Source organism: Shewanella sp. 125m-7 (assembly GCF_052977045.1).
On record NZ_JBRILQ010000008.1, the window covers coordinates 92,410 to 116,166 of the forward strand.

Consider the following 23,757-nt stretch of genomic DNA (forward strand, 5'->3'; position numbering starts at 1 on the left):
TCAATTTAATTGTTATTAATTAATAGATTAGCATAGTCTAAATGTCATTTAGGTAAATGAATTTTTTAATTTTCGACAAAAAATAAGCCCGCATTAACGGGCTTATTGATCTAGATCAACTTTCAAACTTCTACGTCAGTCGAAAGTATAGCTAAGAGACTGAACTCATTGTTTATCTTTTAAGCATTGCCTTTGACTTTCATATTCAAAGTCTGCGCGAAGTCCAACATTCTATCCAGTGGCTTTAAGGCATCGAGGCGCAATGTATCATCAACGAATATCTCATGGTCACTAGCGTCTTTGTTCTCTAACGCACTTTCAATGGCTTTAAGGCCATTCATGGCCATCCAAGGACAATGGGCACAGCTCTTACACGTTGCGCCATTACCACCGGTCGGTGCCGCGATTAAGCTCTTGTTAGGGGCAGCCTGTTGCATCTTATAGAAGATACCTTTATCGGTTGCCACGATAAACATATCGTTATCCATGGTTTGTGCAGCTTTGATCAACTGACTGGTCGAGCCCACTGCATCGGCAAGTTCAACGACGCTTGCTGGTGATTCAGGGTGAACTAAAACGGCGGCATTTGGATGTAACTTTTTAAGTTCACGTAACGCTTTAGCTTGAAATTCGTCATGAACGATACATTCGCCCTGCCACATCAACATATCTGCGCCAGTTTGCTTGGCGATATAGCTACCTAAGTGGCGGTCAGGCCCCCAGATAATCTTTTTGCCTTCGCTATCTAAGTGCTCAACAATTTCAAGGGCAATACTAGAGGTTACAACCCAGTCTGCACGGGCTTTTACAGCCGCGGAGGTATTAGCGTAAACCACTACCGTATGCTCAGGGTGTGCGTCACAAAACTCGCTGAATGTCTCGATTGGGCAGCCAAGATCGAGCGAACATGTCGCCTCAAGTGTCGGCATTAAAATCGTTTTATCTGGGCTTAAGATTTTTGAGGTTTCCCCCATAAACTTAACGCCAGCAACAATCAAAGTTTTAGCGGGATGATCTCGGCCAAAGCGGGCCATCTCTAATGAGTCTGAAACGCAGCCGCCAGTCTCTTCAGCTAAGGCTTGAATTTCAGGGTCGGTATAATAGTGCGCAACCAACACTGCATCTTTTTCTTTTAAAAGCTGTTTAATTCTGGCTTTTGATTCAGCTTTTTCTTGATCAGATAAAGGAATCGGCTTAGGCGGAAAAGGATAATCAATATTTTCAATAATTGGGGCTAACGCGCTCATAGTACAACCAATGGGCAATAACAGATTAGCGGAATTATACGGAATAGTTTACAAATTTAAAACTACTATACTCATTTTGATTAGTGACAAAAAATATAGCGTTGCTCTTTTAGCTGAAAATCAGTTAAAACACCATAAGTTATAATCTGCTGCTGTAAGCGAACGCTATAGCAGTCATAAAAAAGGCGCTGTCACTAGCGCCTTTAAATCGATTGTTTATGGTTATCGCATGGCCAATAACATCTCTTGAGGTTGCTCTAAATAGAGTTTCCACAGGTTACAGAAACGGGCAATGGTGCCGCCGTCTATCACCCGATGATCGCCAGACCAGCTAACCTGCATGATCTTACGCGCTTCCACTTCACCTTTATCATTAAAACGGGGCAATACTTGCAATTTACCCAGTGCGACAATCGCCACTTCCGGCTTATTGATGATAGGTGTTGCCACCGTGCCACCTAATGCGCCGATATTAGAAATCGAAATGCTGCCGCCTTTAAGATCAGCAGGTGACACCCTGCCGCTACGTGCTGTAGTGGTTAAACGCGTGATCTCTGCTGCGATTTCCAAAATTGTTTTGTCTTGTACATCTTTAACATTAGGAACGAGCAGCCCTACTTTTGAGTCGACAGCCATGCCAATGTTGTGGCTTGCTAGATACGTTTGCTCTGTGCAGTCAGCATTGACTCGGCTGTTCATGTCTGGGAATTGAGCCAGTGCCAGTGACATAGACTTCATAAAGAATGGCATCATAGTGAGTTTTACCTCATCTGATGAATACTTTTTCTTCATGCTTTCGCGCAGAGCAACTAAATCAGTTAAATCAAACTCTTCGCAATACGTAAAATGCGGAATGCTAGAGACTGATTCCATCATCATCTTGGCCATGACCGCGCGTACGCCTTTGATCGGCTCGACTCGGTCAGCATGGTGATTAACGTTCTCATTTTTTGCTGATACTTGTAAATCAGTGTTAACCGCGCTTTGTGAATGAGAAGTCGTTGACGCGTTAGCCGCACCAGTCTGGTGGCGCTCAACATCTTCTTTGTACACTCGGCCATTTTTACCTGAGCCAGTAACCGTTGAGATATCAATATCCAGGCTGCGCGCTAAACGCCTAACAGCAGGACTTGCTAACGCTTTACCTTGTGGCACGAATTCATTTTTCGTGACTGTTGCATTAGCTGCGACGGTACTCGTCTCGCTTGCCTCTGAGTCAGTTGCACTTTCTGTGTCAGATACAACTTCAATAGCAAACAGTGGTGCATGGACTCGCGCCAATTGCCCCTTACGATAATGCAGTTTTGCAATCTTACCGTTCTTCATCGCCGGTATTTGTACCAATGCTTTATCTGTCATCACATCAGCGATAGGCTGATCCTCAACGACCGTGTCACCCTCGTTAACTAGCCATTCAACCAGCTCACATTCAACGATTCCCTCACCAATATCTGGCAATAAGAACTCTTCGATTGTTACGCCTGGCGTTAGCGCGCTTGCCTTTGCATTGATCGTTTCTTGATTAGCACTATCTTGATTAGTACTAATCGTTTCTACATGGGCACTTGGCGCGTCATTAACAGAAGCACTCGCTGCAACGTGCTCCTCTTCAGCAACATCAACGGAATAAAGCGGTGCATGCACCTTAGCGATTTCGCCTTTAGCATAATGAAGCTTGGTGATGACACCGGCGTTCGGTGCAGGAATTTGCACTAATGCTTTATCTGTCATCACGTCGGCAATAGGCTGATCTTCAACAACACTATCACCCTCGGCAACTAACCATTCAACCAGCTCACATTCGACAACGCCTTCACCGATATCCGGAAGGATAAAATCTTTAATCATGGCCGACTCCTAAAATTTAACCGAAGCTTTGATGGCTTCAAATGTCTTTAACGCGTCAGGCATATATTCTTTTTCATGGATCAAAGGATACGGCGTATCTAAGCCACATACGCGAGCAATCGGTGATTCAAGATATAAAAAACACTCTTCTTGGATGGTTGCGGCTATCTCTCCGGCAAAACCACCGGTTAACGGCGCTTCATGGTTAATCAATAAACGGCCAGTCTTTTTTACTGACGCAGCAACCGTTTCAGCATCCCATGGTGATAATGTTCTGAGATCGATAATTTCGCACGAAATACCTTTCTTAGCGGCCATTTCAGCTGCATTTTCAAGAATTTCCATCTGTGCGCCCCAACCAAGCAGAGTGATGTCTGTACCTTGCTTAACCACTTCAGCTTTACCAAGTTCAATCACATGCTCGCCTTCTGGCACTTCGCCAACTGATGCGCGATACAAGCGTTTAGGTTCGAAGAAGATCACCGGGTTTTTATCGCGAATAGAGGCAATTAATAGGCCTTTAGCTTGCTCTGGGTTACGCGGCACAACCACTTTTAGACCAGGAGTTTGCGTAAAATACGCTTCAGGTGATTGTGAATGATAATGGCCTCCGGCAATGCCGCCGCCATAAGGTGTTCTAAAGGTCAATCCACCGACATCAAACTCATTACCACTACGGTATCTGAATTTGGCACTTTCATTCACAATCTGATCGATTGCAGGAAAAATATAATCAGCAAACTGAATTTCAGCCACTGCCGTCATGCCATTAGAGGCAAGACCGTTGGCAAAACCTGCAATGCCCTGCTCAGTCAAAGGTGTATTGAAACAGCGATCACGGCCAAACTTTTCTTGTAGGCCTGATGTTGCTCTAAATACTCCGCCAAAGTGTCCGACATCTTCGCCGAATACCGTCATTGTTTCGTCCGCTTCCATTTCCGAGCTTAGGGCTTCGTTAATGGCCTGTAACATATTCATTTGAGCCACGGCTTATACTCTCCCTGCGCTTTTTGGATAGGATTCTGGGTACTTTCTTAGGTGTTTTTTTAGCTCAGCTAATTGCTTTTCAAGAATAGGTGTTGGCTTGTCGTACACATCCTCGATTATGGTATCGATATGAGGCATCGGCACTTTTTCAGCGATTTTAAGCTCCGACAACACTTCTTCACGGTACTTCACATACAGGTCAGCATCTTGTTGCTCGTCCATCCAACCTTTGTTAATCATCCACAATTTAAAACGCTTAACCGGATCGTGTTGTTGCCATTTAGCTTCTTCATCTTTAGAGCGGTAACCCGATGGATCATCTGATGATGAATGGGCACCAAGGCGATAAGTCATCGCTTCAATTAATACCGGCGCATTATTCTCTAATGCATAAGCGCGGGCTTGCTGCGTTGCAGCGAGTACTGCCAGCATATCGTTGCCGTCAACGCGGATTGTATGCATGCCATAGCCAACGCCACGACTGGCGATACCATTACCTTTAAACTGCTCTTCGGTTGGCGTGGAGATGGCGTAACCATTGTTACGACAGAAGAAAATAACCGGAGAGTTTAATACCGCAGCCATATTAAGGCCTGCATGGAAATCGCCTTCAGAAGCTGCGCCTTCACCAAAATAGCAGATGGCGATGTTGCGCTTACCTTGGCGCTTAAGGGCATAGGCAACACCTGTTGCTTGCGGGATTTGCGTCGCAAGCGGCGATGAAATTGTTTGATAGTTAAGTTCTTGGCTACCGTAATGGATCGGCATTTGACGGCCTTTACCAAAGTCTTTTTCATTACTGAACATTTGATTCATAAACTGTTCAGTAGTAAAGCCTCGGTAACGCAGTGCCGCATGTTCACGATATTGGGCTAAAATAACGTCGCCATCATCTAGGGCCGCTGTGCTACCAATGATTGACGCTTCTTCACCGGTACAGGTCATGTAGAAACTAATACGGCCTTGACGCTGCGCACCTAACATACGCTCATCTAATACTCGAGTGAATACACAAGTATCGTGGACCCTTCTAGCCAGTGTTTGGTCTATTACCGGTAATACCGCATTTTCATAAGCGGTACCATCTGCTTGTAAAATTTTTAAAATCGGGATCGCCAGTGAATCTTTATCTAGAAAGCTCACGCGATGGACTGTTTCAGCATTCGTTGTTGCGTTGCTCATAATGTGCTCTTGTTATTGATGGTGTCGCTAAACAACTTACTAGCAGCACCTTTCTATTTTAATACGCGGGAAGAACATTACGTTAACGTAAACTAACTCTCAATACTTCCCATCATTGAAACGACAACTTAGCAGCTCCTTGCATGTATATATTGGTTTACATGCACGGTTATTCATTTAAACCTTAATCAATATTGCTATCGTCTGCAGTCTTTAGCATCAATACCGTACGTTGTCCTATGGGCACCTTGGCATTAGGAAATACGATTGATTCAAACTCATGTTCTATTTTTACGTCCTGACCGCCTTCTTTAGCCAGCGTGTAACCTTTTGGAAAAGCCGTGAAGTTTTCTGCATCATTGGTAAATGTGAATTCAAAATCGTCGAAGTGCTTATTTACCGAGCGGCAAACTTGATACAGGTTTAAGCGCTTCATATCAAATGGAGCGAGTTTGAGATCTTTCCCTGTCATTAATAGCGTCAACATCTCTTTCATCGCAATAAAGCGGCTCATGTCATTTTTACCCATAGGGAATACTTTACCCAGTTCAATGGTAAATGCATCTGCATGATAATTTTCAGAAGAGAAGTAACTAAAGGTCGTCGTCGGTTCGTGATGGAATAAAATCGTGTTTACGCCACAAGCCTCAAGAAACATGATTTGCTGGCGGCTAAATTTACGATTAGCGCGGTAAGGATAAATCGCAAACTTTTCATGTTTAGAGGCGCGGATGGCGGTATGGAGATCATAATGCATTCTATGGCGCTCACCAGATTGTGACGCAAAAAACTTGTCTACATAGTGTTCAAGCTTCTGCGCTCTCACGCGCTCTGGGTTACATAATCCTTTACCGCGAGAATAGGCCCCATTAAACAACCTGTTGAGATTTTCATCTATAAAGCGTGTGCCGTTATGAATTGCTGGCGGGTTACCAATAAGGAACAGCACTCTTTGTTGCAAAGTGATGTTCTTGCTAAGTAACTGTGTCATTAGATCATTACACAGTTCAATGGGAGCAGTTTCATTTCCGTGAACCGCACAAGACAAGACGATGTCTTTGCTGTGCTTAGCATTCATCGGCTCAAACATGATAACGCCAGTGTCCCAAACTTCGACACGAACCTGATTTTCAAGCTCGAATTCAAACTGCTCAGGTAAATGTTGTGGGTGTGCCAGGGTCAGCGCTAAAAAGTCCTTAGACTGTTTCAAATCGTGAAACACAAACTACTCCTTATTATTGGTACGTCAGCTTTATATCGGTAAAAACAATTCATACTACAAGCAACTGTTTCTATGGCGATCTCAACTAATTCTGCCACGGATAGTAGCATAATTAGCAGCCTACTCGGGTACAGAATTTGATGCATTAGTTCAACAAATAACCAGCCAGTAAATTTTATGCTTGCATAAGTAAAAAAAATAAAACAAGATAAAGACATCTAGCCATCCAAACGGCTACAGTATACGTTTCTAAATTAAGAATTAGATGTAAGGGGAAAATTATGGCAGTGGCTACATTCGGTGCGGGTTGCTTTTGGGGAGTTGAATATTTCTTTAGAGAAGTCGAAGGTGTCATCGATTGTACTTGTGGCTATATGGGCGGTAAGGACGGCTATACACGCTACCAAGATGTCAAAACCGGTTCTACAGGTCATGCTGAAGTGGTGCAAGTCCAATACGATGCAGGAATCGTCACTTTTGACGAATTACTCAATGTATTTTGGCAAAACCATAACCCGACAAGCCTAAACCAACAAGGTGGCGACATTGGGAACCAGTATAGAAGCACTGTTTTTTTCCACGACAAGCTGCAAAAAAAGCAGGCTGAAACGTCAAAACTCGCGTTAATAAAAAGCCAAAAATGGGGGGCAAGACAAATTGTTACCGAAATCGTCCCTTGCCAGCAGTTTCATCAGGCAGAAGAATACCATCAAGATTATTTAGCCAAGAACGAACTGCCTAGCTGTCATATCAGTTATTAATACCGGTAAACAGCTCGTCATAATTGATATTCCTTACTCAATTATTTAAGGGCAACAAAAAGGCACTCAAGGTTCCATAATGAAACTCATGACTGTAACAGGAACGACATTTACCTGTTTATCCACTTTAGCCATGTCAGCTAATGATAGGTGCACTTCTACTTTGAACAAGGGTGGACCTGCCCCCCTTACCCATTAAAAAATGATCACAAGAGTTATCATTATTCAATTTGAGTAAATAGGATATTCTAAAGCGCGGATGTCACCACAAGCGCTGCGCTTTCACCAAATGCACGCAGATAAAGATGAAGAGCTTAACTGGCCTAAGCAGTGGCTCTTCTCCGTGTCCTCTGTGGTGAATTGCTAAGGATGCCAATTCGCCGATTTCAACTTACTGAATCATTTTCAGTCCATTTGGGTAATAAAGGTTTGCTCGTCATCCACAAAAGCCACAAAGCCGCCGTGATAGATAAATACCCGACCACGCCCCTCAACTAGGCAGGCAAGCTGTGGGTTCAAATCTTCTTCGTTATCCTGACTTTGAAATGTGCCGGTATCGGTGATTACGCCGCTGAGTGTAGGCAAATATCCATAAGTGCGCTTGGCTTGATCAATCAGGTTCAATTCGCTGGCGGTAGATAAGCAAAAGGTGAGCGCACCGGCTTCTTCGATAAATAACGTTTTCAGTTCTTCAAAAGCTGTAATCACCAGCCAGTCGATGCCGTTAACATGATGGATATACATAGAGTTTCTCGGTAATTCTGATGCGGAGATTCTATCACTATCAGCGGCAGAACGTAGTAGAGATTTAGTTGCTAAAGGCGGTAATTTTGTGCCATTTCCGGACATTCACTAGGCCAAGTTGAAACACGCTTTTTCCCCAAAATGAGTTTACCTTCAAATGAAGGGTCATTACATTTTTGTCTGAGCTGTGGCTACAGGGCTGCTAATTTGAAATAGTCGCTTTAGAGTTATCAATCGCCTGCAGCGGGCGCATGTGCAGACACAGCCGTGACACGCTGCAAGTCCATCCTTGGAAGCTCGGCCATGACGAATAGCATCCCTGCTAAAAAGCCAGTTCGGCATCCTGCCTCTCGTTCGAAAACTTGATAACTCCGTTACCTCTCACCAAAACATGGACGGTCACGGCCGTATCTACACCGGATAATTGGTGCCTTCATTTGGGCCGTGCAGGTTTGATTGCTAGCTTGGAAATGCCCCAAAACCAGTTTCAGGCGATAAGCGGCACAGAACAGTAGCAAGATAGTTGACCTACTTTTGCTAATCGATAAGTGACTGTTACTAAATCTTTAGATAAGACATCAATATCAATGCTCACTTTGCAATTTGCCGTGCTCGTTTATTCAGTGCCTCTCTGATAGAGTGCTTATAAATCAATAGCTTTACTTTAGTAAGCTTTAAATAATAGGTTTATTAAATGTGCATGCGCGTTTTGCCAAATAAACGCACATGCGCACAAATACAAATGTTGAACTATGCCGCTGCGCGGAGCCTAAATAAGCTTCAATTGAGTGTCTAACCGACTTTGAATCAGTTAGACTTAAAGATATGTGAAGGAACACAAGTATGAGAAAGGAATTTGAATGAAAAGCTTACAATCTACTCGATATCAGTTGTCGACCTGCTCTACAGCCCAGTCCCAGCATCAAAAAAAGCAAATCCCTATCGCATGATAGTGTACCAGCTAATCTGGATGTGGCAGTGGCCAAGTCCAACAAGCGATTTGTGCCCTGCAAACAGCGCAACGTACAAATACTAAGACGTTATACCGCAGAAAGGATTCGGAGCAAATATGCTAGCAGTATTCAATAATAGAGAGCTTGCTTCAACCACACTTTTTTGTGTTTTTATTCTTTTCTCAATGCGTAGTGAAAGTGTCAGATCGTCTTTAGTTAATGTGATATCTGCTTTCTTCCAAAAAAGTATAGTTATTCATCTAAGCCTATTTGTCATATATACAATAGGCTTAGTGTTACTTCTGGAGTGGAGTGGCATTTTGAATCAAGGACAATTAAAAAATACTTTAATATGGCTTTTCTTTATTGGTGGCTCTCAACTACTGAATACTACAAATATAGATAATCCAAAACAATATTTGAGAACGAGCCTAAACAGCCAACTAAAATTAATTGTATTTGTTCAGTTCTTGGTCGCATTTCATTCTTATAATTATTTTGTAGAGCTTGTATTAGTTGCTTGTCTAACACTTTTAGCCTGTATTAGTGTTGTGTCAGAAAGAGAACCATCACACGCACAAGTGCATAAACTTGTTGGTATTACTATTAACATAATAGGTTTTTACCTTGTAGCGGATTCTATTTTTTATGCCATAGAGAACAATGGTAAATTTTTTAGCCTTAATACATTTAGAGACTTTCTTGTACCAATGTTGCTTTCTGTTGGTTTACTGCCTTATACATATTGTTTCTATTACTTTTTATCTTATGAAAAAGCTTTTACATTGGTTCGTATTTACACTGACTCTAAGCAATTGCAACGTTACGCCAAAATTCAATCTTTTATAAAGTTTCGTGGAAATCATCTGCTAATAAATGAGTGGCTTAGATTTTCGTGCGTACCTGAATTTAAATCTAAAGACACAATTAGTAACTCTATTATGGCATTTCAACTAGATAGCCGTGAATCAGCGGTATAACGAATAAGGATAGGCCGCGCGTAGCCGCGTCCTTATCCCGAGTGTTGAACAAGCCCGGGTTTGTAGGAAGTGATACCTTTATATAGTAAGTAGCGGCGTGAGAGCTCACGCTGGTTTAGGTCGGCAAATTTATATAGCCACCCACAATAAATCAATAACATAGCGCTACCTTGATAAGCTTTCAACATAGACAGCCAGTTAAGTGGTCAACTCGGAGATACTAGTGTCACTTAATCTGCTTACGACCAGTTAATTTGGCTATTTCTAGGGAGAAAGACGGATTTCAGGCAAGGCTGGTGAACTCAAGCTATTAAAGAGGATTGGGCAGTGTGAAAATAGCTTTTAAAGGTAAGGAGGTTTAGCTAAGTTTGTTGTCAGCCAGCTTCTAGATACTTGCAACACTTGGCAAAGTGCCGCCTACGCTTTTGAAGATGCTCACAAAAGGTGGTTAACTCTTGAGTATTACCCACAGGACCGTGAAATATTTTACCAAATTCTGTGGCGAGTTTTATCCAGTTTTCCGATGAGATATTGAGCCTTGTTAATATCTTAGCTGAACTTGAAGATATAGAGCCTCTTTTATCATCACGGATGACCCGCCCCGTTTCATCAACTAGCTGTAGATAGTCTTTTAGGGCAAAGTTAATCCCTTTAGGCTGGTTTAGCTTTTCATTACCAACGAAACTCAGCAAGGGCTGAGGTTGCTCACCTTTAAGTGCGGCCTTTATGCGAGCTTGAATACTGGTGTAATCTGACTGCTCAGGTGTCTGCGCCATTTTCGCTCGAACAGGGTTTAAATCAACATAGGCCATACAGGCCAAAACTGCAGCTTCATCAAGCAAAGCCTGAGACTTAAACCTCCCCTCCCAGAATCGGCCTGTACACTTGTCTTCCTTATTTGCCATTCGAGCAATGGGTTCGTTTAAGCACCTCATAAACCAAGAAATATCGCTCAAGCGACTTCGATATTGAGCAATTGAATGCCTCAGCGGTGCCAAGTTTCGCTCTTCTACTAATTCACCTTTTGCAAACCTTTGTGTCTGCTCTGTGCCATTAAACAGTTGATGCCATTGCTCTACCACCTCCCTATCGCTCCAACTATTGGCTAACTCAATATCTATTCGAAGCACCAGATGCAGGTGATTGCTCATCACTGCATAAGCAGCTATATCTATAGCAAAGACTTCACCTAACTTAAGTAACTGAGATTCAACCCATTCTCGTCGATGTTCATAGGACCTTCCGGTCGCTGAATCAACGCCTGTAAGCCAGGCCTTGCGCACGCACCTTGAAACAGCGTGATAAAAAGGCGTGTCTTCAACACTTATTTGAGTACGTCTAGCGCGGGGCATATTAATCTCCTACTTCTACCAATAACCAAAGCTTAGTTGGAGGAGGAAAAATGCACCATTTATTGTGGGTGGCCTGCTTTATTTGGCAAACCTTTGTGTCTGCTCAGTGCCATTAAACAGTTGATGCCATTGCTCTACCACCTCCCTATCACTCCAACTATTGGCTAACTCAATATCTATTCGAAGCACCAGATGCAGGTGATTGCTCATCACTGCATAAGCAGCTATATCTATAGCAAAGACTTCACCTAACTTAAGTAACTGAGATTCAACCCATTCTCGTCGGTGTTCATAGGACCTTCCGGTCGCTGAATCAACGCCTGTAAGCCAGGCCTTGCGTACGCACCTTGAAACTGCGTGATAAAAAGGCGTGTCTTCAACACTTATTTGAGTACGTCTAGCGCGGGGCATATTAATCTCCTAGTTCTACCAATAACCAAAGCTTAGTTGGAGGAGGAAAAATGCACCATTTATTGTGGGTGGCCTGCTTTATTTTCAGTGGGTGGCCTGCTTTATTTTCATAGCGGGAGGGTTTAATATTTATGGGTATGTTCGGGGGGATCCTGTCAATTGGGTAGACCCTAGTGGACTAATAACAAAGCGCTGTGCTAGGGGGTTAGGAGACAATACTATGCCGGCAGTGGAGCCTTCGGGTAATCTTTTAAGGCATGATTATTTAATTGTTGATGATGAAATATTTAGTTTTGGACCTGAAGGAAATATGTTGCTGAGCCAGGGAAAGGTTGCTGATAATGAATCCCTAGACAATGGCCTATGCCAAGTGATATCTGAAAGTGAGGTATTTGATAATGCTGTAAGAAAAGCAGCCGGTGAAATAGGTGAGCCAATGTATAACGTGTATGCTTATCCGCTGACTACTCCACATCTATTTGGAGCTCGGAATTGCCAAACTTGGGTCGATGACGTTTTAGATAGAGCGAGCGAAATATATAAAGAGAGCCAATAAAATGTTTGATTTTTTCTTGATGTTGTTTTTTTCAAAAATGATTTTGTTGACGCCTGATTATGTAAATATCAACCCGGGTGATTACGAGTTTGTTATTGAGTTAAATGAACCTTTAAGCGCGATTACCACAGGGGCTAATGTTCAGGTTGATGTAACCGAATCGCTTCCTTCTTTCAGCGAAGGTGATTTAATTGAAGTTAGAGGTTGGATTTCTGAAATGTTTCCTGCTGATTCCATTGAAGTAACACTTAGAACCGAAAGTAATAGGGAGGTAAAGTTGAATTACACAGGTAATTCCTCTATTGGTGGGGGGGAAGCAAGGTTGCTTCTTTTTAATGCTAACGGGGAGTTAGCGCGTGGCCTAAAGTTCAATAAACTCACTATCTCTACCAATGTTAAATTAGAGAGGGTTAAAGTGTATTGGAAAAATCATTGGAAATAAGCAAACAGGTTCAGTGAGTCATAATAAAAGTACCTGCAACCCGGGAAGAAGTGGTATTTAGGAAGTTTCACGGTGTTTTCGCAAGTGATGTTGGTTACAGGCGAAGGGGAATACGATGGGCGGTACAATGTCAATATTCCCTTTTGACTTCTGCAAACCTTGTGAAGACTAGCGGGAGTCATAATGGAGAACATTGAATTTTTAATTGGAATACTCGAGCTTGTGATTGGAGTACTACTCTTAATGCTGATTCTTTTGGCCGTGTTAGTACAAACGCTCAGAAAAAAGATTAAAACCAGAATGCAACACAATGAGTCACGGGTTTTTGATGAGTACTTTTCAAATTCCGGTATATTTAATCGTAGTATTCAATCTTCAGCAAAATTGGGAAAATTTTTCGTAACTCCCCATCTTTGGAAAGGTGTTGAAGATGAGAAAACTATCAAACTACTGTCTTACAATAGAATAATTGAGCTCATTTATTTCAGTTGCTTCGCTAGCTTATTTATATTGTTTGTATTGTCTTTGTATTTGATGGCACAGCGATAGGAGCTAATGCGCCTCTACAAAAATGTAAGATAGTGAGAGTTCAGCTCTTTAATAGTCTATTTAGGGAGCCGATCGAATTACATGACAAAAGCTGGCAAGATCTATCGCATCACTTCAGATCACTTAGGCAGTGTCAGGTTGGTAGTGGATACTGCGACAGGGACGATAGCACAAAGGATAGATTACGATAGCTTCGGTAATACCCTTAATGATACCAACCCGGCATTTCAACCATTCGGGTTTGCGGGTGGCTTGTATGACCAAAACCTCGGTATTACTCGCTTTGGAGCCAGAGACTATGATCCAAGTATAGGTCGCTGGTTAACCAAAGATCCGATTGGTTTAGCGACTGGGCTTAATACTTATGAGTATGTTGATGGAAATCCAGTTGGATTTATTGACCCGAATGGGCAGTCGGCCATCTTGGGAGGAAGCTGCACTGTGATTGTGGCTGGTTCAGGCTTGGTTAGTTGGTATAGATCAAATAGTCAACTTGGTGATCTATTAGAACCGTTAAATGAACAAATAAATATGGTAAATACTGAAATCACAGCTTGTGATGTAAAAGATATCAAGAGAAGGGAAAAACTAGCTGAAATGTTAAGCAAGCTTAATGCTCAAAAAAGAAAACTGGTCTTCAGTTATGGAACTGAAAACAACACTGCTGGGCAGGTTACTGGTCATTTGATAGGCGAAGCAGGATGCGGGCTATTATGGCTGGTACCTTCATTATGAATAACATTCATAATGCCTGCAGTGCATTATCTAATTATGAAGTTTTACTCTATGCCTTTTTAACTGTGTTCTTATGGTTTATCGCATTTAAAATTCTATCTTTAATAAAATCAGCTTGGCCATTTAAAGAATTTTCAATCCCAAAAGATAAAGTAATTCATACTGGAATTAAGGCAAAATTAGTTGCATTAATGATGATCTTAGCATTTTTATCGACATTGTTGATGCCAACTTTTTTTGTGTATCAGTTATATCAAATAGGTGAGCTTAAGTGCCAGATCCTAAAAGATGAGGAAAAGCGCAGATAATAGGAATTGATGTGGCATCAGATAATCTGGCCTGTAATCTAGTCCATACTGCCAGTGTTGTTTTATACTTAAATTAATTCGTTTTTTATCGAATTAAGTAGATACTCTAACTTGATTTTGTCCAGAAACGAGTTAGCGAACGCTGAAAGTATCTGTGATCACCAAGCGATTATGGCGTGCACTAATCTCACCACGAAGCGCTTCGCTTTCACAGAGGTCACGGAGAAGAGCGTAAAGAAAAAGATCTAAATGTTGGATGCCAGTCTTTTACTGTTGTTATTGTTCTAGCAGTTGCTTTTCTTCGTGTAGCGTAGCGCTCCGTGTCCTTCGTGGTGAATAGCTTTTGTCCAGAAATGAGTTTGTAACATCTGAAGTAGCTAATTCGGAGAGATGAATGCTGAGATGTGAATACGGCAGTGACCTTCGGCAGCAGGGAAGCTGTCGTAGAGGCTATAGGGACACTTCAGCCGCGCCGAGTCACTGAAGTGTTCGCACATTCAGCAACAGGCTATAAATCTAATGAAACAGAAAATCTAGAACAGGCATAACTCTTTCAAAGCACGAATCTCACCACGAAGCGCTTCGCTTTCACGGAGGTCACGGAGAAGATCGTAGAGCAAAAGATTAAAATGTTTGATGACGAGCCTTTTACTGTTGCTTTTGTTCTAGCTGTTGCTTTTCTTCGTGTAGCGTAGCGCTCCGTGTCCCAATAACATCCGTGTTTAACGGCCAGTTCGCTATCCCTAGCTCTCGCTTATTAGCACATGCTTCGCCATATTCGCCGTGGTGAATAGCTTTTGTCCATTTACCGTTTAGAGCATTCATACTAGGTTTTTAGAGAAAGAGGTAATCTAGTATTTCTATACTCCTTACGAATAACACCTTTTCCCCATCGAAGTTGCCGAAGTACGTTGAAGAAATTGTCGTAATGCCCACACGGATGTGGGCATAGCTTTCGCGGGACAGGATGTCCCATCGGAAGCGTTAGACTATTTCGAATAAGTATGAGGCCCGTATCTAATGCATGTAACTTCGTCGGGGCGTCATGGTGGATGCAAGGAGGATAAGGACGAGCAGTCCTCCTTGCCCGAGTGTGAGCTGGAAGCTCACGACCTTTATCAAACGAAGTTTGATTGATTCCGCCTTTAGAGGCTATAGGGACAATTCAGATCAGATGTGCTTGCAACGATATCCATATCTAATGGCCAGTTCAGCATCCATGCTTCTCGTTCGTAACCCAAAGCTTCGCTTTACTCACCGTGTCACTGAAGTGTTTGCACATTCAGCAACAGGCTATAAATCTGATGAAAAAGCCCCAATTTTGGGGCTTTTTGTTGTGATGTGCTAACAGTTGCGATATGTGGACAGTGGATTTTGCAATCCCTTATGCACCAAGGATTTCAAGCTATATGCTCAAGCTATCAAAGCTACCTACTGTGTTTGATGCTTGCCTCTAATAACAAACGATCCATTTATCTTAATGCAGCGGCCACAATCTGCTGGGCATCTTCAAGTAACAGGCTAAGATGCGCTTGGCTTACAAAGCTTTCGCCATAAAGCTTAAACAAGGCCTCTGTACCTGATGGACGGGCTGCGAACCAACCTTTTTCAGTCACCACTTTAATGCCACCAATAGCAGCGCCATTACCTGGAGCATGAGTCAGCTTTTGCAATATAGGGTCGCCCGCAAGGGTACTTGCTACAATCGCATCTGCTGAGATCTTCGAAAACTTAGCTTTGTCTTCTAGGCTTACAGGGCTATCAATTCGTTGATAAAAACTCTTACCAAATTGAGCTTCTAGTTCATCGTACCGCTGCTGTGGTGTTTTACCCGTCACAGCAAGCATTTCTGCGGCAAGTAAACATAAAATAAAGCCATCTTTGTCTGTACACCAAGTGCTGCCATCAGTTCTTAAAAAGGCCGCTCCAGCGCTTTCTTCACCGCCAAAGGCAAATTCACTGTTGGCAAGGCCCTCAACGAACCACTTAAAGCCCACCGGTACTTCTGACATCGGCTTATTATGCATCGCACAGACTTTATCGATCATTGCGCTCGATACCAGTGTTTTACCAATCACCATCTGCTCAGTCCATTGTGGACGATGTGTCACTAAATAATCGATAGCGACAGCAAGAAAATGATTTGGGTTCATCAATCCACTACCCGGACAGACAATACCATGACGGTCAAAATCAGGATCATTCCCCAAACAAAGGTCAAAATTATCTTTATGTGCTAATAAACCAGCCATTGCATAAGGTGACGAACAATCCATGCGGATCTTGCCATCTTTATCCAGCGGCATAAAACTGAAACTTGGATCAACTTTTTGGTTAAGTACCGTTATATCGATGCCGTAATGCTTAGCAATCGGTGACCAATAATGGATCCCGGAGCCACCAAGCGGGTCAACGCCCAACCGAATTTTGGCATCGGCAATCGCTTGCATATTAATAACGTTACTTAACTCTTTAACATAAGGCGTGATCAGGTCGGCTTCTATTACATAGCCGCTATCAAGCGCTTCGCTGTATGGCGTGCGCTTTACACCCTTGAGCTGTTTAGCAAGATATTCATTGGCGCGGTCTTCAATCCAGCTAGTGATCTCGCCTTCTGCAGGACCACCATGGGGTGGATTATATTTAATCCCGCCATCTTGAGGCGGATTATGTGAAGGTGTAACAATCAAGCCGTCGACTAGGCCGTCATCTTGCTGTTTGTTTGCACAAATTATGGCATGAGATATCACAGGGGTCGGTGTATAACCATCATTTTTATGCACAACAACATTGATTTGGTTAGCGGTTAGCACTTCAATAACCGACAAGGCTGCAGGTTGTGATAGTGCATGAGTATCGATGCCTAATATCAGTTTACCTGTGATGTTGGCTTGCTTACGATAATCAGCAACCGCTTGAGTAATCGCAATAATATGTGCTTCATTAAAGCTTTTTTGCATCGCACTGCCACGATGACCCGAGGTCCCAAATGTGACTTTTTGAGCCACATTATTCACATCAGGCGTTAAGCTATAATATAGGCTAACGAGTTTGGGGATATTGACCAAATCCTTTTGCTCAGCAATCAATCCTGCTCTCTTGTGTATAGCCAAGTACCCTCTCCTTTATTTACCGTATTTATATGTTGCCACAGCAAGTTTATACGTTTTACATTAACGCTTGATGACGTTAAATTTTTTCTATAATTTGAGCAACTTGCTCTTCGTCAGTACCGAACTGCATCAATACTTCCGACAGTATGGTGCGTTTCTTCGCCGTATTGTTGTTTGTTGTTACCCAGAAACCACTTTGACCAATTTCTTTTGGATTCGCCGATTTACTGGCCTTTAACAAAGCCTCTTTCGATGTTGCGAAATACAAGCGATCACGACCTTGGACCTGTAACACTTGCTCAAATTGCTCTGTAGAAGCCCTATAAACAGTATCAAGAATAAATAGGAAACGCCCTACAGCACCCTTTTGAGCGGCAAGCTCATCGGCTTTTAATAAAGAACTAAACTCAGAAACAGGCTTTACCGCCGTTTTAGCTACTTTTTTCTCGACCTTAGGAGAAGATTTCTCAAGACTTGGGTAACTGATCTCTTCTGGTTCATGATGAACCACTGAGTCAACGTCTAACCCTAATATACGGCGCAAAATATCCGAAGCACTCTCACCAATATGTTCAGTTTTGCTGGCGATGTGTCGATAAAGCTCTTCATCAACTTCGATATACTTCATAACGATTATCTTCCTTAAGTAGAAAAGCGGTTCGGTGTTCTCAAATGCAAAAGATCGCATAACTGTCCCGAATGATCTGCTCAGTGTAGCGAGGTTTAGAGTCTTGATAAAGCGTCAATAAATGAAAACTGCGATCCAGAGAAGAAAGATCTTATTTACTAAACAAACTCTGATTACTTTTACAGCAACAAGACGCCCGTTAGCTGGCCATTGTTGGAATTTATCGTAAACCAAGGCACAATCTGCGCCACACGTTCCACGTAACCGGCAAAAAAAATGCATTTTGTGACAAGTGGCCAAGGCCCTGTAGTAATTCTTATCCATGGTTTATTTGGTGATTCGGATAATCTTAAACTGCTATCGAAATCGCTTGAAGACCGCTTTACCGTGGTCCGTGTCGATGTATTAAATCATGGAAGCAGCCCTCAAGTTGCGAGTATGGATTATCAAACACTGGCAGATAACATGGCGAAGTTCATTGAAGAGCTTGGCTGCGAAACAGCAATCCTTATTGGCCATTCCATGGGCGGAAAAATTGCTATGGCGACCGCCCTTTGTTACCCAGAACTTGTCAGCCAATTGGTGGTTGCAGATATTGCACCGGTTACTTACCAAAGTCGTCACGATAAGGTTTTTGCCGCGTTAGAAGCTATGCCATTAGCAAATATTATCGATCGCCGTCAGGCGCTGTCTCATATGCAGTTTTGGGATATTGATGACGGTACGGCGCAGTTTTTATTAAAATCCCTCACCCGTACAGAACAAGGTTTTGCTTGGAAAATGAACCTGGCCGGTCTTAAAGCGAGTTACGCTGATATTATTGATTGGCCTCAATTTAATCGCAGCTATACCGGCCCATGCTTATTTATTCGTGGCGGCGATTCTGATTATGTAACGGCGGAATATAGACAAGCGATTATGACTCAGTTTCCAACAGTAAAAGCAAAAACAATTGCTGGTACGGGCCATTGGCTACATGCTCAAAAAGCCAACATTTTTAACCGTATAGTTAAAGATTTCATTACAGCTTAATCCGCGAGTTTTCAGCGCAGAAAGCTGTAATGCATATAGCCGCTCGAAAACTTATATGGTATATTCGCGCAACTTTTTTTAGCCTAGAAAGGAATGGCGAATGTTAATGCAATATATGGAGCAGATTGAAGCACTCGGCTTAAACCTGTTTTTTGCAGCCATTTTCTTTTTTATTGGTATGGCCATAAGAGATGTACTCAAACAAGGTAATGTGCCAACGTTTGGGCGAAACATTGTATGGCTAGTTTTATTTCTCGGCTGCGCCGGGTTTATTGCAAAAGGGATTATACAGGTTACCTGGGAAAGCTCAGGGATCGGGTAAATACGAACTCAATGGCAAAAGAAACATCAGATAGAACCACCATTGATCTGTTTGCAACAGAAAAGCGACGTGGTCGGCCTCGAAGCAATCCTTTGCCTCGGGACCAACAGCTCAAAATTAATAAAAGAAACCAAATACAGCGTGATCGAGCGAACGGATTAAAACGAATAGAGTTAAAGGTGTCACAAGATTTGTATGACGCCTTGAATGAACAAGCTATGGCCAGTAATATCAGCCGCAGCCAACTAATCGAATCTATACTACAAAAGAAGGTTAGTGACTAACCCACTTTTTATGCACGCATACCATTAATAGTTAACTAGATATTAAAGGAACAACAATGGCAACTGTAGGTCTTTTTTTCGGGTCTGATACAGGCAACACCGAAGCCGTAGCCAAAATTATCCAGAAAAAATTGGGTAAACAAATGGTTGAGGTAAAAGATATTGCCAAAAGTACCAAGGAACAAATTGCAGATTACGATCTGCTTATTTTCGGCATTCCAACTTGGTACTATGGTGAAGCACAATGTGACTGGGATGATTTCTTCCCTGAACTTGAGCAAATCAACTTCGAAGACAAATTAGTCGCAATCTTTGGTTGTGGCGATCAGGAAGATTACGCAGAGTACTTCCTTGACGCAATGGGCATGGTCAACGAAATCGTTGAAGCTCGCGGCGCCATCGTTATTGGTCACTGGCCAACAGAAGGCTATGATTTCGAAGAATCTAAAGGTTTAGCTGACGACAAGCACTTTGTTGGTCTAGGTATCGACGAAGATCGTCAACCTGAACTAACAGAAGAGCGTGTTGACGCTTGGGTTAAGCAGATCTACGAAGAGATGTGTTTAGCTGAGCTAGAAGACTAAAGAATAGCGATATTGAGTAATTATTTACTTTTTGCATTCACTTTAAAAGCGGCATATTAATATGCCGCTTTTTTGTCTGATTAATTTGGCCAATCTATCGCTTGATTCCCCCCTCATATTGAGACGATACCGAGAGTTTTTGTAATATGGCAAGTAGAAATAGCCCACAATGTTGGGATATATTTTGTGCAGTCGTTGATAATTATGGTGATATAGGCGTCACATGGCGGCTAGCTAAGCAACTGTCTGCTGAGAAATCTATTATCATTACCCTATGGGTGGATGATTTAAAAAGCTTTTCTCACATATTACCCGCGTTGGACCCAAATCTTATTAGCCAAGTCCATTTTGGTGTCACCATCAATCAATGGTCAGAGCCGTTAGCTGTTAGTTACCAGGCTGGTAATGTGCTGATTGAAGCGTTTGCCTGTGAATTGCCTGAGCAGGTTAAAAACAGCTTGATCTCAATGCAACACGCCGTGAAACTCAACCCTCATGCGCCAAAACCACCTGTGTGGCTGAACCTTGAATACCTCAGCGCTGAATCATGGGTTGAGGGCTGCCACGGATTGCCATCCATGCAAGCCAGTGGATTAAAGAAATATTTTTATTTCCCGGGATTTATCGCAAAAACGGGTGGATTGATTTGTGAGAATGGCCTGTTTGAAAAGCGCGATGCTTGGCAGCAAGACCAAACAAATCGACAGGCACTATTTGCCAGTCTCGGGCTTAGCGGTATCAATACTGAAGACAAAGTCATTAGCGTTTTTAGTTATGAATCAAGCGCATTACTCGCGCTTTGTGAAACTTGGCAGCATAGCAAACAAATCATTCATGCATTGTTCCCCAAAGGGCGAAGCCTTAATAGCCTACAATCGCTACTCGCCTGCCCCATTGATGAACTCAGTGCAGGCATGCAGATAAAACGGGGGAATTTAGTCATCCATATATTGCCAATGACAGATCAAGAGGGATACGATAAGTTATTATGGAGCTGTGATTTTAATATTGTTCGCGGTGAAGATTCGTTTTTGAGAGCCCAATGGGCTGCAAAACCGTTCATTTGGCACATTTATGCACAAGAAGATGACTATCATCTAATAAAATTAGATGCCTTTATGCAGCTTTACTGTAATAATCTGCCGCCGGAATTAGCTGAAACTTGGAAAGCGCTCAATCTTGCGTTCAATACAGAACAGCAAGAGCAGACCACAGCTCATTGGCAGAAACTTAATTTAGCTGATTTGCCACTGTTGCAACACGCAAAACGATGGCCAATCGATGTAATAAATGACGTAGATCTTGCTTCTCGACTAGTTCAATTCGTCAAAAATAGCTAAGATACTATGTTTAAATAGAAAAACCTAAAATAGGAAATAGTGTAATGAAAACTGCTCATGAACTCCGTCCTGGTAACGTGATCATGTTAGATGGCAGCCCATGGGTTGTTCAAAAAACTGAAACAACTCGTTCTGGCCGTAACGCTGCTATCGTTAAATTAAAACTTAAGCACGTTCTACAAGACTCATCTACTGAAAGCACCTTCAAAGGTGACGACAAGATGGAAGATATCATTCTTGAACGTCTTGACTGTACTTATTCGTACTTTGCAGATCCTATGTATGTATTTATGGATGCAGAATACAACCAGTATGACGTTGAAGCTGAGAACCTAGGCGATGCGTCTGCATACATCGTTGACGGTATGGAAGAGAATTGCCAGGTAACTTTCTACGAAGGCAAAGCGATTTCAGTTGAACTACCTACTTCAGTTGTACGTGAAGTCACTTACACTGAGCCATCTGCTCGTGGTGATACTTCAGGTAAAGTAATGAAGCCAGCGACTATCACTGGCGGCGGCACACTAAGTGTTGCTGATTTCGTTAAGACTGGTGATATGATTGAAATTGATACTCGTACTAACGAGTTCAAGAAGCGCGTTTAATTTTACACACGCTTTGAAAAGCCAGCGTATACGCTGGCTTTTTTATTGCCCCGAATACCCTGACAATCGCTAAGGTAGATCTAGCTAACATTTTTACATATTGCTTTTTATATGGTGTCGCTATCAATCTAAGCTGCACTTTCTCTATTTAATCGCCGCGGTTCAGAGTAAAACACCAAAACCAGCAAGTGCAGAGACACAAGTTGAGATCATGCTCTTTTAAAGTGCGTTAAATTAGTGATTTACCCCTTTATTTATCCTTTAATTTTAGCTATTGTGCCATCAAGGATGCCAAATGTCTGTTTGGCTCATATTTTCAGCATTTTCGAGGTGTAGATGCGCCCTATTATCAAATCCAATAAATTAGATTCTGTTTGTTATGACATTCGCGGTCCGGTGCATAAAGAAGCCCGTCGACTAGAGGATGAAGGTCATCGAATTCTAAAGCTTAACATCGGTAACCCAGCCCCATTTGGATTTGAGGCCCCAGAAGAGATCGTTCGTGATGTTATTCTGAACCTGCCAAGTGCTCAAGGATACTGCGAGTCCAAAGGTCTGTTCTCTGCTCGTAAAGCCATTGTGCAGCATTACCAGTCTCAAGGTATTTTCGGTGTCGATATTGAAGATATCTATATTGGTAATGGCGTATCAGAACTTATCGTTATGGCGATGCAGGGCCTGCTTAATAGCGGTGATGAGGTGTTAGTGCCCTCTCCTGACTATCCATTATGGACAGCTGCAGTACACCTATCAGGTGGTAAAGCACAACACTACCGTTGTGACGAAGAATCAGATTGGTTCCCCGATCTTGAAGACATTAAGAGCAAAATCACCCCAAGAACCCGTGGTATTGTGCTCATTAACCCAAATAATCCAACTGGCGCGGTTTACTCTAAGGAGTTAATCCTTGAAGTTATCGAACTTTGTCGCCAAAACGATATGATTTTATTCGCCGATGAGATCTACGATAAGATTTTGTACGATGAGGCCGTTCATATTCCTGCAGCGAGTCTATCGGACGATATCCTAACGGTTACCTTTAACGGTCTATCTAAAGTATATCGTGCAGCAGGCTTCCGCGTAGGCTGGATGATGCTTACGGGTAACTTAAAGTCAGCTAAGAGCTACATAGAAGGCCTAGATATGCTTGCATCTATGCGCCTGTGCGCAAACGTGCCAAGCCAACATGCTATTCAAACGGCATTAGGTGGCTATCAAAGTATTCAAGAGTTAGTTCAACCTGGTGGGCGTCTGCGCGTTCAACGTGATGCCTGTGTTGAAATGCTAAACTCGATCCCTGGTGTAAGCGTTAAAACACCAAAAGGTGCACTGTACGCCTTCGCCAAATTAGATCAGAAGAAGTTTAACTTACGTGATGATGAGCGCTTAGTGCTCGACCTGCTTAAAGATCGCAAAATATTACTGGTACAAGGTTCAGCATTTAACTATCCAGAACCTGATCATGTTCGCGTTGTGTTCCTGCCTTATAAAGAAGAGTTAACTAAAGCACTATCAGAGTTCGGTGACTTCTTAGGTAACTATAAGCAATAGCCGCTCAAGATTAGTGAACTA

General features: G+C 42.5%; 22 protein-coding genes and 1 pseudogene. 13 read left to right on the plus strand and 10 right to left on the minus strand.

Annotated elements, in window-relative coordinates; translation table 11 throughout:
* Positions 1-179 precede the first annotated feature (179 nt).
* The 5 genes from nadA to astE form a co-directional block, all read right to left on the minus strand.
* The gene (nadA, locus tag ACVBIL_RS05890) at positions 180-1,247 is read right to left on the minus strand and encodes a quinolinate synthase NadA (RefSeq protein ID WP_447166052.1); all 1,068 of its coding nucleotides are present in this window, start codon (positions 1,245-1,247) and stop codon (positions 180-182) included.
* A gap of 222 nt (positions 1,248-1,469) precedes the next feature.
* Positions 1,470-3,095 (minus strand): dihydrolipoyllysine-residue acetyltransferase, encoded by a 1,626-nt coding sequence (locus ACVBIL_RS05895; RefSeq protein ID WP_447166053.1) that lies wholly within the window; start codon positions 3,093-3,095, stop codon positions 1,470-1,472.
* Between the two features lie 9 nt (positions 3,096-3,104).
* Positions 3,105-4,082 (minus strand): alpha-ketoacid dehydrogenase subunit beta, encoded by a 978-nt coding sequence (locus ACVBIL_RS05900; RefSeq protein WP_447166054.1) that lies wholly within the window; start codon positions 4,080-4,082, stop codon positions 3,105-3,107.
* Positions 4,083-4,085: 3 nt separating this feature from the next.
* Positions 4,086-5,264, minus strand: a complete 1,179-nt coding sequence (locus tag ACVBIL_RS05905; RefSeq protein WP_447166055.1) for a thiamine pyrophosphate-dependent dehydrogenase E1 component subunit alpha — start codon at positions 5,262-5,264, stop codon at positions 4,086-4,088.
* Positions 5,265-5,448: 184 nt separating this feature from the next.
* Complete coding sequence (gene astE / locus ACVBIL_RS05910) at positions 5,449-6,486, minus strand: succinylglutamate desuccinylase (protein ID WP_447166056.1); 1,038 nt, start codon at positions 6,484-6,486, stop codon at positions 5,449-5,451.
* 281 nt (positions 6,487-6,767) lie between these two features.
* On the opposite strand from astE, the gene msrA reads away from it, so the two are divergent.
* Positions 6,768-7,247 (plus strand): peptide-methionine (S)-S-oxide reductase MsrA, encoded by a 480-nt coding sequence (gene msrA / locus ACVBIL_RS05915; RefSeq protein ID WP_447166057.1) that lies wholly within the window; start codon positions 6,768-6,770, stop codon positions 7,245-7,247.
* 405 nt (positions 7,248-7,652) lie between these two features.
* Here msrA and ACVBIL_RS05920 read toward each other — a convergent pair whose 3' ends face one another.
* Complete coding sequence (locus tag ACVBIL_RS05920; RefSeq protein ID WP_447166105.1) at positions 7,653-7,991, minus strand: cytosolic protein; 339 nt, start codon at positions 7,989-7,991, stop codon at positions 7,653-7,655.
* Positions 7,992-9,060: 1,069 nt separating this feature from the next.
* Here ACVBIL_RS05920 and ACVBIL_RS05925 point away from each other — a divergent pair.
* Complete coding sequence (locus ACVBIL_RS05925; RefSeq protein WP_447166058.1) at positions 9,061-9,924, plus strand: hypothetical protein; 864 nt, start codon at positions 9,061-9,063, stop codon at positions 9,922-9,924.
* A gap of 374 nt (positions 9,925-10,298) precedes the next feature.
* Here the strand turns inward: ACVBIL_RS05925 and ACVBIL_RS05930 are convergent, their stop codons facing one another.
* Together ACVBIL_RS05930 and ACVBIL_RS05935 are read right to left on the minus strand one after the other, a co-directional pair.
* A complete protein-coding gene (locus ACVBIL_RS05930) occupies positions 10,299-11,276 on the minus strand; it encodes a transposase (protein WP_447166059.1) in 978 nt (325 codons plus the stop codon).
* Between the two features lie 81 nt (positions 11,277-11,357).
* A pseudogene (locus tag ACVBIL_RS05935) lies at positions 11,358-11,687 on the minus strand (transposase); the annotation flags it as partial.
* Between the two features lie 220 nt (positions 11,688-11,907).
* On the opposite strand from ACVBIL_RS05935, the gene ACVBIL_RS05940 reads away from it, so the two are divergent.
* From ACVBIL_RS05940 to ACVBIL_RS05955, 4 genes are all read left to right on the plus strand, one after another.
* Positions 11,908-12,243 carry a hypothetical protein gene (locus ACVBIL_RS05940; protein WP_447166060.1) on the plus strand — a complete coding sequence of 112 codons (336 nt, stop codon included), beginning with the start codon at positions 11,908-11,910 and terminating at the stop codon, positions 12,241-12,243.
* 1 nt (position 12,244) lies between these two features.
* A complete protein-coding gene (locus ACVBIL_RS05945; RefSeq protein WP_447166061.1) occupies positions 12,245-12,685 on the plus strand; it encodes a hypothetical protein in 441 nt (146 codons plus the stop codon).
* Positions 12,686-13,378: 693 nt separating this feature from the next.
* Complete coding sequence (locus tag ACVBIL_RS05950) at positions 13,379-13,969, plus strand: RHS repeat-associated core domain-containing protein (RefSeq protein ID WP_447166062.1); 591 nt, start codon at positions 13,379-13,381, stop codon at positions 13,967-13,969.
* Complete coding sequence (locus ACVBIL_RS05955) at positions 13,948-14,277, plus strand: hypothetical protein (RefSeq protein WP_447166063.1); 330 nt, start codon at positions 13,948-13,950, stop codon at positions 14,275-14,277. Before ACVBIL_RS05950 ends, ACVBIL_RS05955 begins: the two co-directional genes overlap by 22 nt.
* Positions 14,278-15,749: 1,472 nt before the next feature.
* Here ACVBIL_RS05955 and pgm read toward each other — a convergent pair.
* Positions 15,750-17,390: a phosphoglucomutase (alpha-D-glucose-1,6-bisphosphate-dependent) gene (pgm, locus tag ACVBIL_RS05960; protein ID WP_447166064.1), complete on the minus strand. Its 1,641-nt coding sequence runs from the start codon at positions 17,388-17,390 to the stop codon at positions 15,750-15,752.
* 76 nt (positions 17,391-17,466) lie between these two features.
* A complete protein-coding gene (seqA, locus tag ACVBIL_RS05965; RefSeq protein ID WP_447166065.1) occupies positions 17,467-18,018 on the minus strand; it encodes a replication initiation negative regulator SeqA in 552 nt (183 codons plus the stop codon).
* Between the two features lie 276 nt (positions 18,019-18,294).
* Here seqA and ACVBIL_RS05970 point away from each other — a divergent pair, with 276 nt between their 5' ends.
* The 7 genes from ACVBIL_RS05970 to ACVBIL_RS06000 all read left to right on the plus strand — a co-directional run bounded on the left by ACVBIL_RS05970 (position 18,295) and on the right by ACVBIL_RS06000 (position 23,736).
* A complete protein-coding gene (locus ACVBIL_RS05970; RefSeq protein ID WP_447166066.1) occupies positions 18,295-19,050 on the plus strand; it encodes an alpha/beta fold hydrolase in 756 nt (251 codons plus the stop codon).
* Between the two features lie 100 nt (positions 19,051-19,150).
* Positions 19,151-19,372 (plus strand): DUF2788 domain-containing protein, encoded by a 222-nt coding sequence (locus ACVBIL_RS05975; protein WP_447166067.1) that lies wholly within the window; start codon positions 19,151-19,153, stop codon positions 19,370-19,372.
* A gap of 11 nt (positions 19,373-19,383) precedes the next feature.
* Positions 19,384-19,656 carry a LexA regulated protein gene (gene ybfE, locus ACVBIL_RS05980; RefSeq protein WP_447166068.1) on the plus strand — a complete coding sequence of 91 codons (273 nt, stop codon included), beginning with the start codon at positions 19,384-19,386 and terminating at the stop codon, positions 19,654-19,656.
* A 56-nt stretch (positions 19,657-19,712) separates the two neighbouring features.
* Positions 19,713-20,240 carry a flavodoxin FldA gene (gene fldA, locus ACVBIL_RS05985; protein WP_447166069.1) on the plus strand — a complete coding sequence of 176 codons (528 nt, stop codon included), beginning with the start codon at positions 19,713-19,715 and terminating at the stop codon, positions 20,238-20,240.
* Between the two features lie 146 nt (positions 20,241-20,386).
* Positions 20,387-21,580: an elongation factor P maturation arginine rhamnosyltransferase EarP gene (gene earP / locus ACVBIL_RS05990; protein WP_447166070.1), complete on the plus strand. Its 1,194-nt coding sequence runs from the start codon at positions 20,387-20,389 to the stop codon at positions 21,578-21,580.
* A 44-nt stretch (positions 21,581-21,624) separates the two neighbouring features.
* Complete coding sequence (efp, locus tag ACVBIL_RS05995; protein ID WP_447166071.1) at positions 21,625-22,185, plus strand: elongation factor P; 561 nt, start codon at positions 21,625-21,627, stop codon at positions 22,183-22,185.
* 336 nt (positions 22,186-22,521) lie between these two features.
* Entirely contained in the window at positions 22,522-23,736 is a 1,215-nt protein-coding gene (locus ACVBIL_RS06000; RefSeq protein WP_447166072.1) for a pyridoxal phosphate-dependent aminotransferase, read from the plus strand.
* Positions 23,737-23,757: the final 21 nt, after the last annotated feature.

Excerpts from the sequence above, each read along its gene's own strand:
- ACVBIL_RS05930 (WP_447166059.1), bottom strand. The coding sequence starts at position 11,276 with ATGCCCCGCGCTAGACGTACTCAAATAAGTGTTGAAGACACGCCTTTT.
- ACVBIL_RS05970 (WP_447166066.1), top strand. The coding sequence starts at position 18,295 with ATGCATTTTGTGACAAGTGGCCAAGGCCCTGTAGTAATTCTTATCCAT.
- ACVBIL_RS05940 (WP_447166060.1), top strand. The coding sequence starts at position 11,908 with ATGCCGGCAGTGGAGCCTTCGGGTAATCTTTTAAGGCATGATTATTTA.
- ACVBIL_RS05925 (WP_447166058.1), top strand. The coding sequence starts at position 9,061 with ATGCTAGCAGTATTCAATAATAGAGAGCTTGCTTCAACCACACTTTTT.
- ACVBIL_RS05895 (WP_447166053.1), bottom strand. The coding sequence starts at position 3,095 with ATGATTAAAGATTTTATCCTTCCGGATATCGGTGAAGGCGTTGTCGAA.
- msrA (WP_447166057.1), top strand. The coding sequence starts at position 6,768 with ATGGCAGTGGCTACATTCGGTGCGGGTTGCTTTTGGGGAGTTGAATAT.
- seqA (WP_447166065.1), bottom strand. The coding sequence starts at position 18,018 with ATGAAGTATATCGAAGTTGATGAAGAGCTTTATCGACACATCGCCAGC.
- earP (WP_447166070.1), top strand. The coding sequence starts at position 20,387 with ATGGCAAGTAGAAATAGCCCACAATGTTGGGATATATTTTGTGCAGTC.
- efp (WP_447166071.1), top strand. The coding sequence starts at position 21,625 with ATGAAAACTGCTCATGAACTCCGTCCTGGTAACGTGATCATGTTAGAT.
- ybfE (WP_447166068.1), top strand. The coding sequence starts at position 19,384 with ATGGCAAAAGAAACATCAGATAGAACCACCATTGATCTGTTTGCAACA.
- ACVBIL_RS05905 (WP_447166055.1), bottom strand. The coding sequence starts at position 5,264 with ATGAGCAACGCAACAACGAATGCTGAAACAGTCCATCGCGTGAGCTTT.
- fldA (WP_447166069.1), top strand. The coding sequence starts at position 19,713 with ATGGCAACTGTAGGTCTTTTTTTCGGGTCTGATACAGGCAACACCGAA.
- nadA (WP_447166052.1), bottom strand. The coding sequence starts at position 1,247 with ATGAGCGCGTTAGCCCCAATTATTGAAAATATTGATTATCCTTTTCCG.
- ACVBIL_RS05920 (WP_447166105.1), bottom strand. The coding sequence starts at position 7,991 with ATGTATATCCATCATGTTAACGGCATCGACTGGCTGGTGATTACAGCT.
- ACVBIL_RS06000 (WP_447166072.1), top strand. The coding sequence starts at position 22,522 with ATGCGCCCTATTATCAAATCCAATAAATTAGATTCTGTTTGTTATGAC.
- ACVBIL_RS05955 (WP_447166063.1), top strand. The coding sequence starts at position 13,948 with ATGGCTGGTACCTTCATTATGAATAACATTCATAATGCCTGCAGTGCA.
- ACVBIL_RS05945 (WP_447166061.1), top strand. The coding sequence starts at position 12,245 with ATGTTTGATTTTTTCTTGATGTTGTTTTTTTCAAAAATGATTTTGTTG.
- ACVBIL_RS05975 (WP_447166067.1), top strand. The coding sequence starts at position 19,151 with ATGTTAATGCAATATATGGAGCAGATTGAAGCACTCGGCTTAAACCTG.